Here is a 14,938-nt window from a genome sequence, read left to right on the forward strand (position 1 = left end):
ATCCCTTTCTAAATGGATGCGCCTTGCAGGTCCCACACTGCTAAAAGAGAATTTTCTCCAATCCGCATAAGCCTCTCCACCGTAGCAGCAAGAGCTGTGCCATCATCGGTAACGGCCAAAGCGCTCACACTCGCGGCGACTTGCGCGAATGTCACCATTCCGATCTGCTCCGAGATTGCAATCATGGACCGCGCCGCACGTTGCAATTCCTCGAGTTGTCCCTTTCGATGACAACTTTCGACCTTGGCCAACCGCACTGCGAGCTCTTCCATAGCGCGGTTCACAATACCCTCGGCACCTGTAGGGCCCAATTGTGCGTAAAGCTGATCGAGTCGTTCTCGATCAAGATGGACGTTACCCTCTAGCCGCAATTTAGCTACCACCATAATTTTCCCCAATATTCCATGCGCCCCCACGCAATAACCTGACTTTGACCCGAAGCATTCAAGAAAAGGTTTAATGCGGGATCATTTCTTCCTTCGAAGTCCGCAAAAATTTCACTACATTCTCGGAAATTTCTTTGAACCTGTGAGGGATGACACACGATGAAGAACGCGAAGCCGCTACCAGCCTATATGGTGCAACGTTATCACGGTTGGAAAGCAACGACCTATTCAGAGAATAGCGCTTGGTATCGCCGTCTCGCGACCGAGGGTCAGCGCCCCCGCGCTATGGTCATTTCGTGTTGTGATAGCCGTGTTCATGTCACATCCATCTTTGGAGCCGACCAAGGCGAGTTTTTCATTCACCGCAACATTGCAAACCTTGTCCCACCGTTCGAGGAACAAGGCGACCACCACGGGACATCGGCCGCAATCGAATATGCTGTGGTCAATTTGAAAGTGGCCCACATTGTCGTTCTCGGCCACTCAAGCTGTGGTGGCGTCGAGGGCTGCCATGAGATGTGTTCGGGCAATGCGCCAGAGCTTGAAGAAAAGTCATCCTTTGTCGGGCGCTGGATGGAAATCCTTCGCCCTGGGTATGAACGCGTCCTGGCAAGGGATGAATCCGATCCTATGCGCGCCTTGGAAAAAGAATCCGTTCTCATTTCGCTTGAGAACATGATGACCTTTCCGTTTGTCCGCGCCGCCGTGGAGAGCGGTGATCTTAGCATTCACGGGTTGTGGACCGACATAGCCGAGGGCGAATTGCATCAGTATGATCCCGAGGTCGATAGCTTCGTTCAGATCTGATTGTTCAAGGTCAGCGCCGCAGTTCTATGCGGCGTTAGTAACAGCCAACTCTTGGGTCAGGACAAAGGGTTCGTTCGGCGCGTTGGCGACCGTTGCATGGTCTGGCGTCGCGATGATCGCGGAACCGGCAAGGCTCTGTGAGCGGACGAACATCGGCTTTGAGACCTGCATCATTGCGCGGCGCGTTTCCAATTCGGACATGTTGCCTTGTGGGTCAATGTCGGTCTCGGGAAAGAACATCATTGTGCCATTGCGATGCAGGCTAAGTGCAACGATCCGGTTTTCGCGTGCTTTTGCAATAAAGTCATTCATGGTCGTTTTCCTTTTCGAAATGTCTGTGCGTGGCCTTAAGCCGCGATTGAAATACGTGCGCCAAGGTCAGGGCGGAAATCCGGCTCCGACATGTAGGTGGTAAGAGGAACGACATTTCCCTCACGCGCCTCTCGCGTCAGATTATGGTTCGCGGGTGTTCCAGATGCATAGTCGGCACGCACGTCCCAGTTGAGAACTGTCGCGCTCCGTGTGTCGACGGTCTGCTGTGCGGTTTTCAACAACTTGATCATGTGTCCATCCTCTCGGTACGGCTGTTTGAACTCTTGGATTTATGGGACCACAGAAGTGAACTCAGGCGTATTTCATGATTTTTCAAATTTGATACAAAGCGCACACAATTCAGATGATGGGGACTTTACACCCATAGATTTCAATGGGTTAGAATCGGCCCACCACAGGGAAATCCAAAAGGTAAAATTTGTCCTACCCTCTTTGGCGTGGTTAAAGTCGGTACACTCCCGTGGCGCCCTGCGGGCAGCTTCACGGCGGCAATCTGGCAGCATTGTGTCATGCTTAAAATTCGCAGGAATTCAAACGAATCACGGTACGTCCAAATACGCGAAAAGCGGGGTCGAATTGACCCCGCTCTCCCTAAAGCTGTGCGTGTATGTCTTCGTCGCGCGATCGCACTAACGAAGCTGTTGCCCCTCGGGCCACGTCAATTTTTCCGTCACTTCGGTGGACCACTCCCCCGAAGGCACCAGATCAAAGGCCCACGTCAATACACCACGTTTGTCGTCGGCACTGACTTCAGTTGGCTCTTGGGTCGAGGTCCATTCAATTTTCAGATCCTCTTGCTCTGCCACGGAAACCCGATCAACCACCTCAATTGGCCATGCACGGTCCGTGAGGTTTTCAACAGTCAGGCGCACCGCGCTTTCCATTTCGTTGGATTTACGGATCATGCCACGGTCGCCCTCGTTACGAGTGAGAACCACACGTGATACCTGAATGCCATCCACCGCGCCAAAAGCCAGTTCCGTATCCTGCCCTGCGGCGATGGTGTCGATGTAGCTTTGCCCAATAAAGGCCCCATCGCGGTACATGCGCATCTCGCCAGGCAAAAGAACCTCGCCGCTTTCGTTTTCAAACTCGGCCACGACATAGCCCGTCGCCTCATAGAGTGGCACGGCACGCACAGTCACATCAGGGGCGACCTCGACCGTACTCAAAGCGAACTCTGTGGTTTCATCAGCGTTGGAATAGAGCGTCTGGGCGCTTGGCAAAGTATAGGTCAGGCTCAGACCATAGGATTGGGGCGCTGCGGACTTCGTCATCATTGGCGGCGGCGCCATTTCTTCCGCCATCACGCCTTGAACATCCATGCTGTCTGCCGCCATCGTACGCGCCACAGGACGAAGCTCTTCAGGATCAAACAAACGTCGAATGAGCGGAGACACTTGTGACGGAGCGGTGCGGCGGTCAGGACGTTCTGTGGAGAACGCCAGATCGACGTCGAACCACGCCTCGCCCGTCGCCTGAACGGCCTTTACGCCGCGCTCAAGCTGCATCTCTCCCGTTACCGTATCTAGACGCGCAGTATAGCTTGGCACCCATCCTGCGTCATTCACGGGATAGATCAGATCAGCGGACACTTCGGCTTCCTGGGGCACCTCGACATGCAACGTAACGGTCACATGGGACAGGTCTGTTGCGGCGATGCGGGCCAAATCGGATTTGGCAGCCTCTACGGCCGCTTTGGCATCCGCTATTTCCTCGACCAAGGCATCAGCGCGCGCCTGTGCCTGTGCCTTCTCCACGCGCGCTGCGGAAGATTGCTCGCGGATCATTGCGGCTGTTTGCGCCAAATCCGCCGCTGTGGCACCACTGGGTGCTTTCAGACGGGTCAGGAAATCGAGGCTGTCTTGCGCAGCTTGGACCTCATCCAATGCAGCGACCTTCTGGGCCTTTAGCTGGGCGAGCGTATCTTTGGCGGCGTTGAGAACCACCTGTGCGGCCTGCGCCTGTGGCGATCCGCTCTCGGATTGCGGCGATGTCGCAGCACGTACACTCACAGGTCCAAGCACCGCGTTCTTCAACTCCGCCCGTAGGCTTTGAGTGAGGGGCTGAACGGTTTGATAGGGAATGTCGGTGAGGCGCAACTCGTGATGGCCTGCAGGCATCTGAAGACGCGCTGTACGGGTAATCTCAGCCCCGTTGGGGTAGAGGGTTGCCGCGGAGACTGTGCTTTGTGCGGTGAACACCTCTGCCTGAGCGATGGCGGGAGACAGGGCAATAAGTGATGTGGCAATGGCGGATATAACGCGGGGGTGCAGGGGCATAATGTCCTCCTCTTTCTGGAGGACAGATTTCAATGACTATATGTCGGGTGCAACCAAATTTTCCGTGTGCTGGGCAGCGGTTGCCCGAAACGGCAAGGGTTCGCCTATACGAAACGACTGCGATGGCTACGATGCCGAACGCCCGTATTTAGGATCATGATCCTGCAACCACGGTTTGTCTTTGAAGGTGCGGCACACTTCCTCGCGTGTGAGGCGGGTTTCTTCGCGCACCCAATCCCCGCGACGATCGGGAACCACCTTCGTCTCGACATCAAACGTCTCATCGGCCCCAAGGCGTTTTTTGAAATTGAACGTTACTCTGAACATTCCTTCACCTTCTCTCTTACTTCGTCATGGCTTGTGTTGAGAAGACCATATTACGGCCGATCTTTTGCCCTTTCTATGAATAGACTTTTAAGAGAATTCGTCGAACCTTTGCGACTCCTCGCTACAATCGCATTAAAATCAGTGCTTTAACGTGACGCTTTTCAGACGCGCACTCGACCCGATTTCATGTGAAACTACGCGCAAGCACGACGGGATTGTGTCCACACTCGCACAACCAGAGAGAATCACTCATGCAAAAGGGCGCGAAAACCGCGCCCTTTCTCAAAAGTCTTAACAGATCGAAACGACCGTCTTAGCCCTTTTTCAGAACCCGACGCCCCAGAAGCTCTGCGATCTGAACCGCATTGAGCGCCGCGCCTTTGCGCAGGTTGTCGGACACGCACCACAGGTTCAGACCATTCTCGATGGTCACGTCCTGACGGATACGCGAAACAAAGGTGGCGAAGTCGCCAACGCATTCCACGGGCGTGACGTAGCCGCCATCTTCGCGCTTATCGACCACGAGGATACCGGGGGACTCGCGCAAGATGTCGCGGGCTTCGTCCTCGTCAAGGAACTCTTCGGTCTCGATATTGATGCTTTCGGAGTGACCAACAAACACAGGCACACGCACACAGGTCGCTGTGACTTTAATCGACGGATCAATGATCTTCTTGGTCTCGACGATCATTTTCCATTCTTCTTTGGTGTCGCCGCTGTCCATAAAGACGTCGATGTGTGGAATCACGTTAAACGCGATCTGTTTGGGATAAACCGATGGATCGACTTCCTGACCCGGGACATACATGCCCTTGGTCTGGTTCCAAAGCTCGTCGATTGCTGCTTTGCCCGATCCCGAAACGGATTGGTAGGTGGAGACAACAACGCGCTTGATCTTGGCACGATCATGCAACGGCTTGAGCGCCACAACCATCTGCGCTGTGGAGCAGTTGGGGTTGGCGATGATGTTTTTCTTCGAATAGCCCATGATGGCGTCTGGGTTCACTTCCGGAACGATCAACGGCACATCCGCATCATAGCGGTAGAGCGAGGAGTTATCGATGACGATACAGCCCGCTTTCGCAGCGATAGGGGCGTACTGTTTCGTCGCCTCGGACCCGACAGCAAAAAGCGCCATATCCCAACCTGCGAAATCGAATGTTGCGAGGTCTTGGGTCTTTAGGGTTTTGTCGCCAAAGCTCACTTCGGTGCCGAGAGACTTGCGCGATGCCAGCGCCGTGATCTCATCTACAGGAAACTCGCGTTCGGCGAGGATGTTCAGCATTTCGCGGCCCACGTTACCCGTGGCGCCAACTACGACGACTTTATAGCCCATCAGGGTCACTCCTTGTTGTCCAGATGACACGCGTGGGGGATAGCGTATCTTTGCCCGATGTAAAGGCAGAATTCATTATGGACCCTATGCCACACGGTGATCGTGGGCATTTTTTGGCATGTTCCACCGCTCCTCTACACACGCAGAAGAGCGACTACCGACGACTAAAGATGTAAACGGAAAGCCCGACCACGAGTGCCACAGCAAAGGTTGCGAAGACAGCCCCGTAAGGAGCGGCCATTACGTCCGTCGAATGGTCAACACGCGCAAACAGGCGCGCCGTAACAATCTGGAAAAGGCCAACGCCTCCAATCGAAAACAGGTTGATCAAAGTGACACCGCGCCCCATGAGGTTTTCAGGCAAAAGTGTGCGCCCTTGGTTCATGATTTGCGGATAGCTCGACGAAAAGAACCCGACAGACATGAACAACAAAACCACGGAGGCGACAGGCCACGTTCCTGCGCTCACCCACAAAAGCGTGAGGCTCGCCGTCGTCAGGATGCCACTGCCCGCGACAATAAGCTTGCGGCTCTTGATCACACGGTCCATCGGGCCAAAGGCCAAACTGCCGACGATCATGGCAAAAGCCATATAGATGGTTGCCGTGCCGATTTGCGCCGCGTCCAACCCGTAGACATCCGACAGATAGCCGCCGATCCAACTGCCGCGCAGCCCGCCGCCTGGGGCATAGGACACCATCGCGATCAAGAGGATCGGATAAAGTGGGGCCAAACGGAGCAATTCTCCCAGCCCTGCCTTTGGCGCGGTATGATCCCGCACCACACGCGGCGGGTCTGCGACAAGACGCAAAATCGAAAGCGCCACCAAAACCGTGACCGCAGCCAGCACCAACATGGAGGCGCGCCACCCAATCGTCACCAAAGCAAAGGACAAGGGTGCGGAGGCCGCCACATTGCCCAAAGACCCCAATCCCAACACCAGACCGGCCAAGGTGCCAAAGCGTTCACGCGGTGCAAGGCGGGCAAAAATGTAAAATGAAGTCATCAGAATAGGGGAGCAGCCAATCCCGATCATAATCATCGCGACATAGATCGACAGTTCGCTTTGAGCCATGCTGAAGACCACCGCACCACCCCCGCCGCCAAGGGCGAGCATTACCGCAGCCGTCATGCGTGGTGATTTATGGTCAAGGAGCCATCCGACGGGAATTTGCATCGCAGCAAACGCCAAGAACCACAGCCCGACGGCCGTAGATATCTGATCCGCGCCCAAGCCGATTTCAACGTCGAGGACTGGCGCAAAGACAGCGAGACAGGCGCGATAGAACTGGCTCAAGCCGTAAGCCAACGTTAACCAAATAAATCCTTTGACCATGCCACCTTATCCCTTTTGTGGCCCTCTGGATGCAGGAGACGGCATACTCTGTCCAGAAGAATCAGTCCCTTGACCCGATGTCGGCATGGCATATCCCGTCAAAACCCTGTTCAAACGCGAAACAATGGGCGTCTCGCTCCACGAAAATAATGTGCCAGAACATGCTGTTTTACAGGAAAACACCCCATTATGTGCTACAATGGCCACAGAGAGCGGGGAGAACGGAGAGGTTGTAGAAAATTAGGGCTTTAATCGAAGCGCTGTTTGTGCAAAATCTGATCCGAGCTTGACCAAAGTGGTCGAGTGTATACCTTCTTTATGGAGATTCTGGTGATGAAAAAAGTCGTACTTGCTTCCGCTCTCGCTCTCGCAGCTGCTTCCGCTTCCGCAGGCAGCTACTCTGAGCCAATTATTGAAGCCCCTGTGATCGTTGAAGAAGCTGCTGGCTCTTCCCTCGGTGGCGGCGCTGCTCTTCTTCTGCTCGGCGCACTCGCTGTTGCAGCAATCGTTGCTGCTGACTAATCAGTAGTTTTCGATTTTAAATTCGAAACGGCGGCCTTTTATAAGGCCGCCGTTTCTATGTGTACTGCCTCCCTTTTGAGGCAAGGCACCCCAAATGCTCAAGCCCACAAGGCTCGTCACGGGCTTGGATTGCCACGTGCGATAAGCGTGCTGCCCCTGAAAAGCCACAGCCCCCCGCTTAATCAGGTCACAGCACCTAGAGCCATATCACCGTGCGAATGGCGCTCTGAACCCGCGCATGCGCGAGGATGGCCCTCTGTCACCACCACCTGAGGCTCGGCAGAAAACACAGCACTTTCTCATCTCAACCATATTTGCGCCGCTTTTATTAACGAAGGTTAACGCCCAGACAAATGCGCGGAGCCCTCCGTGCGCCACAACGGATATGTTAATGATTGAGCATCAAGACTTCACTGCCGCCGACACTGTAGATCCCTCTGAATATATCCAAGGTGATTCGAGAGCGGTTGCGAATGTATCGTTTATGGGACTGGAATTTGCCGTTGCGGAGCAGACCGACTGGCAAGATCTCCTGCACGCGCCACATGAGACGGGATTTTCCTACATCGTGACGCCAAACGTCGATCACATGGTTCAGATCTGGCAACGTCCCGATCTACGCACCGCCTATGAGGCTGCGACCTACCGCGTGTGTGACAGCCGTATCCTTGATAAACTCGCAAGCCTCAAAGGCATCGCCCTAAGCCCCTATCCTGGCTCGGACATGGTGCATGACCTCATCGCATCTGCACGCAAATACGGCCCACGGATTGCTGTTCTTGGTCCTCAGATCGCGGATTTCAATGAGCTGGCGCTGCGCTACCCCAACGCCAAACTCACGCATATTGATGCCCCTCACATGTCCGTTGGCTCCCCCGAATGGACGCAGACCCTGCGCCGCGTCGAAGCTGTGGACTATGATGTGCTGTTGATCTGCATTTCCTTCCCAAAACAGGAACTCTTCGCCCTTGACCTCAAGCGGCGCGGCAACACCACGGGCGTGGGCCTCTGTGTGGGTGCAAGCATCGACTTTCTGACAGGACGCCAGACCCGCGCACCCAAATGGGTCCAAGAGCGCCGTCTTGAATGGGCCTACCGCCTGTTGAGCAACCCCACACGGATGTGGAAACGCTACCTCGTTGATGGCCCTAAAATCTTCTGGCTGTTTTTACGGGCGGCCTAACCCGCCGGACGGATTAAACCATCACTCGACAAAGATCGGAGTGAACGCCTCAGCGACGGGAACAAAGCGAGGCAGAACGCGAACCGATTGCACAAACATATCGCTCAACCGCGCCTCTGCCTCGGCTTCTGTCTCCCCTGCCCCAATGGGCGTTATCAACCGCACGAGTGCGCCATCGGTGCGCCCCATCGTGAGTCCATCCCAAAACAGCATCATCTTTGCCTCGAAATCCCACGCCACATGGCGTCCGTGCTGCTCGAACCAGTAGTAGGCCAGCATCCGCGCTTCGCCCTTTTGGATCAGCGCACGATTAACGTTGAATCGTTGAGAGAACCCAACCTGAGGGGCCAAATCGACCCGCTCGATCCGCGCGATCTCCCAACCCGCACTTGGCAAGCAAATCTCTGGAGAATGGGTGCCGCCCTTGGTCTGATCGGCGTAGAATGCCGCGAAAAATTCCACAGTTGGGGTTAATCCGTCACGGGCATAGTTGATCCGCACATAGTCATCGGCGGCAAGGCTTTGCTCCACAGCAGGGTCATAGCGCCCCATGTCCGCGCCCGACCACCCACCAATTTCTCGCGGGAATAGTGCGAAGGGTTCACGCTCCACGCTCTGCGACACAGGTTCGGGACGTATTTGCCATATGGCCGCCCCTGCGAGCGTCACCAAAGCGGCCAACATCAACGCACGCGACGGTTCCACCAGACCGATCCGCTTGACCTGTTCCCACATCCCGTCCGTCGTCAAATCGAATGCATCGAAGAACGGGACGCGATCACGGCGCAGCCACAACAGCGCCCATGCAAGGAGCATCAACAGCACCACACAGGCCATAAAGATCACCCAGCCCTCAAAGAAGTGCGAGAACCCTTCGAGGTGATCGGCCCCCCAGTGTTTGACCAACAGGCCCGCAATCGCGATGCGCACTGCATTCATCAATACCGTGATCGGCGCAGCGGCAATCAACAGCACGGCACGGTGCCACCACGGGCCGCGATACAGCACCGCAAAGACGTAGGAGAAACTCAGGATGGGGAACAAATAGCGCAGCCCCGAACAGGCCTCAGCTACATGCAGCTTGATCGTATCAAGCTCGATGATATTGCCTTCAAGGAACACAGGGACGCTCAGCCCCTGCAACATCCACACCCCAAGCTCAGAGGAAACGCCTTGTAGGAAGGTGGAAAGCTTGTAGTAGAACACCCCTGGCAAGGGCAGCATATAAACAAGATGCAGCACAGCGGGCCAGAAATGTTTGCCCTGCTTCCAGCCAAAGGAAATCAGCAGCAAGGCCCCAACCCATAGGATTGTCGCATAGGCAACCACATCATCAATCTGGGCAAGTTTCCCGACAGTTGCAAATGCGACAGCGGCTATCAATAGGGCCACTCCCGGAGCTCGGTTGACCGCGCCAGATTGCACAGGAACGTCCTTTAACTCGCGCAGCAGTAACACACCCGACAACAGCGGAATGATCGGTCCGTGGCTGTATTCTGGCGTGGCCCAAGCGGTCAGAAGAGCGCCAACGCCCTCATGGAAAAAAAGCGCCGCACCGATGAGAGCAAGCACGAGCCAAATGACACCAGAGGATACACCTCTTAACCGCTGCGCTGTCAGTGTCTCCCCCTTGGCCATCACGTACTCACACCCTTACTTGGCTCACCTGCACGCCTGATCAGCGCGTGGAAAACTCGCGACTCAGGGTCAAAAAGACACGACCCGATTCAGCCCGATCTTCTCCCGCCTCGTCCAAGACCTGAAACCGGACCCCTGCCTCAAGGGACACGTCCTCCATCACATCGCGGCGATAGGCAACACGCGCGTCATATTGCGCGTCATCGCCGCTAAGTGCCGACAAGGCTGTCGCCGAAAAACGGACATTGATACCCGAAATGTCGTCAAAGGAATGATCCAACATCAGGTTGGCGCGATTGGCCATTTCATCTTCGCCCACATCATTGATGTCGTAGCGGCGCGTCACACCAATGGCGAGATAGTCGCTTTTCAGGTTGCGACGGAAGGTCAGATCCCCGATGGCCTCGACATTGCCTTGAGCGGTGTCTGTGACGCCGAGCGACCATTTGATTTGCCCATCGCGCAGGTCCGAAGAGCGCCCGACCGAGAGGGTCTGCCATGCGCCTACACTGTTGATGTCACGGGTATAGCGCAGCAGATTTTCTCCACCGCGATGCTCGCGCCGCAATGAGAAAGTGGCTGTTACGCCGCTATTTTTGGTATCTTTCACATCCGACGACAACGCCATACGACGATGCCCCAACCCGAACCGCGCAACCGTGATCCGGTCCAATCGCTGCGCCACGGAGAGACGGGCAAGATCACTTGTTCTCTCGGTGTTTATCCCGTCATCTTTGGAAAACTCTTCATGCATCGCGTCGAAGATGAGAGACGTCATAGGCGACAGATGAGCGGTCACGCGTCCTTCGCCGCGCAGCGTCTCATTGTCGAAATGCGTTGTCGAAATGCTGTCGCTAAAATCCGTCTTGCGCCATTGCGCGGTCAGGTCATAGCTCAAAGGCATATCCACCCCACCCTCAAAGCCGAACATGGCCTGAGACTGCGCCACACTGCCAGACCCCGCCGCGATGTCGATCGAGCCATCACTTGCGGTGCTATAGGTCGAGGAAGACACATCCCCCTCGTCATATTTCAGAACCGATGTCACACGGGTTCGCGCCGTTTCATTGACAAAGTTCAAATCAAAATACGGCGCCGATAGCCCATGGCTGTCCGACCCTATTCCGTAATCCGCGCCCGTTTTTAATGTCAGCGCAGTCGATGGTGTTTCCCACCTGTAACTATAGTCGGCAGTAGAGATCAGCCCTGTGCGCGTGGCATCACCGCCCGGAATTTGTTCCGGATTGTAATCCCACTGAAGACCTGTCCCAACGGCAAAGCGGCTGCCTTGCGGCACGTCATCCGCACCGACACCTTGCTCTTGTGCGACAACGGATTGCGCCACGAACAAGGTCAAAAGAACAGCTAGAGCCGCCTTTTTCGAGGAAGTGTTTGTGAAAGTCACAGATGTAGCTCCTGAAGTGCCTGAATTTGTCCGATCACTCAAAAAGCTTTCGCTCGGGAACCGTGATGACGTCCCCTGCACGCAACCTGAACCCGCCCGAAATGCCGCGCTTGTTCTTATAGTCGAAATAGTAAACCTGTTCGGATTGTGTTTCCGTATCAATGCGATGAAGCTCGACACGTTTTGTCGCTGCGAACCGTGTAAAACCACCCGCTTGCGCGATGGCTTGCAGGATCGAGATTTCATCCTCGGATTTTATGAGACCAGGCTGTTTGACCTCGCCCATCACATAAATGTTGTCAGGATCGGGACGCACGTTTGACGGCAGAACATCGCGCACATGCACCACGGACACATAGACCGTAGGCGTCGCAGCAAAAATCTTGCTCAATCCTTTGGAGATGTCTTCCTGAACGTTAATCGCCGTTTTCCCACGCGCGCGCACCGCACCAAGCGACGGAAAATTCACAGTGCCATCGGGCAGAACCAAGACGGTGCGATTCAGTTGCGGGTCTTCCAACACCTCAACCTGAAGCGTGTCGCCAGACTGGATACGATAGCCCGCAGCGTAGCCTGCTGTTGCGATAAGCATCAGCAATGCGGCCATAAGGCCTGAGATAAATCTAGGCATGCCTCACCTTTATTTCTTTGGCCTTTGCGGCCATGACTGCTTCGTTTGCCCGTGGGTTAGTCCCACTTATAGATAGATTTATACGAGGCACCCCGCCGACGGTCTTATGCCGTATTGTGCGGAACTCACCTCATCTATTCGGATCATTATGACATGCGCCGCGCTATTGCGCTAGCGTTTCCAGTGCTTTGGCGAGGTCCGCGCGCAACCTTGGATCAACATCGAGTCCATTGCGCAACAGATCACTGGCCCGTTCGAACTGCGCATGCGCCTCCTCAACACGCCCTAAACGAACGTAAACTTCACCGAGATGATAGACCACCGAAGCCTCATTCGGCAGCGATTTGACCGCAGCCTCCAACGCGGGACGGGCTTCATCCACATTCCCCGCAAGAAAAGCGGCCCATCCAAAGGTATCCTGAAACGCGGGCACCGATGTCCCTTTCAGCCGCAGCGCGATGTCATAAGCACGCTCCACGGTTTGCGCGTCACGACGATATGCCGTCAACAGGCTCGCAAGGTTGTTGGCAACCACCAAGTCATCGCTTCCTTGCGCATAAAGCGCATCATAGGCCGCAATCGCCTCGTCAATCCGCCCCACCTGTTCAAGCCGCCCCGCATAATCAAGCCGCAAATCGCGATCCTGCGCAGACACCTCTAGCGCCGCTTCAACAACCTCAATCGCCGCCTCACCGCTCTCCAACTCCTGCGTCACTTGGGCCAAGGCCCGCCACGCAGGCACAAAGTCAGGAACATCCTGCGTGAGCGTTTTGAACGCGATTTGTGCCGCAGCGGGATCACCCGCATCTTTTTCCACCATCGCCGCAATCAACCGCACGTTAGGGTCGTCAGGCGCGTCCTGTAGCACCAACGCCATACGTTCGCGTGCAGCTTCGACATTACCGTTCAAAAGATAATTACGAATATTGGCGATCTTGGCGCCAAGCGTGCTGTCCGCCGCGTCTACTCGTTCTTGCAGGAACGTCGTCAGCTCGTCGGACTTGTCTTGTTGCGCCAAAAGCTGCGCCTTCAGATCGGCAACAATCTCTTGCGCCTCTTGTGAGGAAAATGTCTGTGAAATGACGTCGATGTCCCGCGCGGCACGTGGCCAGTCTCGCATCTCCAAATGAATACGCGCCAAACTGTTGTGAAGGCGCAGATCACGCGACGCGCGCCGCAGGGCTTGCTCAATCACTTTCTCGGCCAAACGCGGCTCACCCTTTTGGAACAACACCGCAGCAAAGCGCAAGGACTCATCGGGCGCATTATTGGAGGCCTCCACCGCACGCGCCAGCATATCGGACATCAGTTGCCGTTTGCCATCGCGCTCATAGGCCGTCGCGAGCAGGGAGAACAACTCCGGATCATCGGGCGCATCACCAAGCGCCGAGCGCAGCACCAGAATTGCATTGTCGATATCACCGTCCGAAATCAGCCATTGCGCCTTTTCCTGGAGCGCCATCAACTGACCCGCGTCATGGGCAAGAACCTCTTCGATCAAAGCCCGCGCCCGCGCCGCATTTCCCGTTTCGCGGTACATCACCGATAGCTGCATCTTGATCTGGTCCAGCTTTGCGTCAGACTCCTTGCCTTCAATCAGACGCTCCAAATCCGCCATTGCCTGATCGGTGTCTCCGGCGATGTAATCCGCACCCGCCAAGAGCGCCCGAAACAAGTCGAGGTTCTCTGCCACATCATTGGGGAGAGGGTCCATCTCCAACAGGGCACGCAGCTCATCGCGCATGACCGCATTGGAGCGCAGCTGTGACAGGAAACGCAGATAGGTCAGGCGCGGCATTGCATTCGCGCTTTCATCGTCAATGCGACCTTTCAACCATGCCTCAGCCTCGTCGACGCGGTCTTGCGTGAGATACCAATCCATCAAAAGCCGTTGTGTCGCTGTGTCATCTGGATCAAGCGAGATCATGGTCAAGATATGCGCGCGGGTTTCCTCCATGTGACCCAATTCATTAAGCGCCAACAATTTGGTGTTGTGCAACGCACGGTCTTCTGGCGTCAGGGCCAAGCCCGCGTCAATGACACTTAGCGCCTCTTCGGTCTGTCCCGTGCGGATCAGACTCGCAATGACCACCCGTCGCGCCCGCACCGCCTCGGCATTCAAATCCAGAATCGCCTCGGCCTCGCGGGCCGCCTGATCCATAGCCGCGTCATCGCGGGCTTTTGCTGCGTCACGGTAGGCAAGTCCAACTGCGATCTCGCGCACACCAGAATCTTCGGCATCAATCGCCTGCGCCTTGCTCAAAAAGCTCTGCGCCCCGTCGAGGTCATTGCTATCAAATGCAATCCCCGCCATCGCCCGCACTGCGTCCAGATCATTAGGCTGTGCCTCGGACACATATTTGTATTCACGATACGCCCGCGAAATCTCACCCGCCTCAAACAATAGTTGCGCATATAGCTTGCGCGCCGCCACGTTGTGCTCATCCAACCTGATCGCGTTTTTCAAATCAAGAATGGCCCCGCGCACTTCGCCACGAGACGACAGTTCTATGGCCGACTGCACATAAGCCTCGGCTTTTTCCTCCGAAGACTTACAGGCCGTCAAAGCCAGAAAAGATACCAATATAAACCCGATACGCGTCACACCGAACGCTCCTTTCGCGTCGATCATTTTACCCTCGACCACCCTAGAACATGCCACACGAGAGGTGAATCAGATTACCCGCCCAAACGGTGGAACCGGAGTCTCCACCCAAAATCGTGACCAATGAATCACATTTTGTTAACGTTT

Annotated in this window: 14 protein-coding genes; 3 read left to right on the forward strand and 11 right to left on the reverse strand. The window is 55.5% G+C overall.

Annotation, left to right across the window (positions count from 1 at the left end; genetic code table 11):
• Positions 1-8: 8 nt before the first annotated feature.
• On the reverse strand, positions 9-386 hold the full coding sequence (locus tag ACN0TS_RS05455) for a hypothetical protein (protein ID WP_417258325.1): 378 nt from the start codon (positions 384-386) through the stop codon (positions 9-11).
• 159 nt (positions 387-545) lie between these two features.
• Here ACN0TS_RS05455 and ACN0TS_RS05460 point away from each other — a divergent pair, with 159 nt between their 5' ends.
• Positions 546-1,193, forward strand: coding sequence for a carbonic anhydrase (locus ACN0TS_RS05460; RefSeq protein WP_417258326.1), 648 nt, complete (start codon positions 546-548; stop codon positions 1,191-1,193).
• 24 nt (positions 1,194-1,217) lie between these two features.
• On the opposite strand, the gene ACN0TS_RS05465 is transcribed toward ACN0TS_RS05460, so the two are convergent.
• From ACN0TS_RS05465 to ACN0TS_RS05490, 6 genes are all read right to left on the reverse strand, one after another.
• Entirely contained in the window at positions 1,218-1,505 is a 288-nt protein-coding gene (locus tag ACN0TS_RS05465; protein WP_417258327.1) for a hypothetical protein, read from the reverse strand.
• A gap of 35 nt (positions 1,506-1,540) precedes the next feature.
• Positions 1,541-1,756, reverse strand: a complete 216-nt coding sequence (locus tag ACN0TS_RS05470; protein WP_417258328.1) for a hypothetical protein — start codon at positions 1,754-1,756, stop codon at positions 1,541-1,543.
• Between the two features lie 399 nt (positions 1,757-2,155).
• Entirely contained in the window at positions 2,156-3,808 is a 1,653-nt protein-coding gene (locus ACN0TS_RS05475; RefSeq protein WP_417258329.1) for a DUF4139 domain-containing protein, read from the reverse strand.
• Between the two features lie 126 nt (positions 3,809-3,934).
• Positions 3,935-4,135, reverse strand: coding sequence for a hypothetical protein (locus ACN0TS_RS05480; protein WP_417258330.1), 201 nt, complete (start codon positions 4,133-4,135; stop codon positions 3,935-3,937).
• Between the two features lie 313 nt (positions 4,136-4,448).
• The gene (locus tag ACN0TS_RS05485) at positions 4,449-5,471 is read right to left on the reverse strand and encodes an aspartate-semialdehyde dehydrogenase (RefSeq protein ID WP_417258331.1); all 1,023 of its coding nucleotides are present in this window, start codon (positions 5,469-5,471) and stop codon (positions 4,449-4,451) included.
• 154 nt (positions 5,472-5,625) lie between these two features.
• On the reverse strand, positions 5,626-6,807 hold the full coding sequence (locus ACN0TS_RS05490) for an MFS transporter (RefSeq protein ID WP_417258332.1): 1,182 nt from the start codon (positions 6,805-6,807) through the stop codon (positions 5,626-5,628).
• A gap of 333 nt (positions 6,808-7,140) precedes the next feature.
• Between ACN0TS_RS05490 and ACN0TS_RS05495 the strand changes: the two genes are divergently transcribed.
• Both ACN0TS_RS05495 and ACN0TS_RS05500 read left to right on the forward strand, forming a co-directional pair.
• On the forward strand, positions 7,141-7,329 hold the full coding sequence (locus ACN0TS_RS05495; protein ID WP_417258333.1) for a hypothetical protein: 189 nt from the start codon (positions 7,141-7,143) through the stop codon (positions 7,327-7,329).
• Positions 7,330-7,720: 391 nt separating this feature from the next.
• Entirely contained in the window at positions 7,721-8,512 is a 792-nt protein-coding gene (locus ACN0TS_RS05500) for a WecB/TagA/CpsF family glycosyltransferase (RefSeq protein WP_417258334.1), read from the forward strand.
• Positions 8,513-8,533: 21 nt separating this feature from the next.
• On the opposite strand, the gene xrtD is transcribed toward ACN0TS_RS05500, so the two are convergent.
• The 4 genes from xrtD to ACN0TS_RS05520 all read right to left on the reverse strand — a co-directional run bounded on the left by xrtD (position 8,534) and on the right by ACN0TS_RS05520 (position 14,818).
• Positions 8,534-10,150: a VPLPA-CTERM-specific exosortase XrtD gene (gene xrtD / locus ACN0TS_RS05505; RefSeq protein WP_417258335.1), complete on the reverse strand. Its 1,617-nt coding sequence runs from the start codon at positions 10,148-10,150 to the stop codon at positions 8,534-8,536.
• A gap of 40 nt (positions 10,151-10,190) precedes the next feature.
• On the reverse strand, positions 10,191-11,555 hold the full coding sequence (locus ACN0TS_RS05510) for a hypothetical protein (protein WP_417258336.1): 1,365 nt from the start codon (positions 11,553-11,555) through the stop codon (positions 10,191-10,193).
• Between the two features lie 34 nt (positions 11,556-11,589).
• Positions 11,590-12,186 (reverse strand): polysaccharide biosynthesis/export family protein, encoded by a 597-nt coding sequence (locus ACN0TS_RS05515; RefSeq protein ID WP_417258337.1) that lies wholly within the window; start codon positions 12,184-12,186, stop codon positions 11,590-11,592.
• A 163-nt stretch (positions 12,187-12,349) separates the two neighbouring features.
• Positions 12,350-14,818: a tetratricopeptide repeat protein gene (locus ACN0TS_RS05520; protein WP_417258338.1), complete on the reverse strand. Its 2,469-nt coding sequence runs from the start codon at positions 14,816-14,818 to the stop codon at positions 12,350-12,352.
• Positions 14,819-14,938: the final 120 nt, after the last annotated feature.

The organism is Celeribacter sp., from assembly GCF_048266405.1.
Lineage (GTDB): Bacteria > Pseudomonadota > Alphaproteobacteria > Rhodobacterales > Rhodobacteraceae > Celeribacter.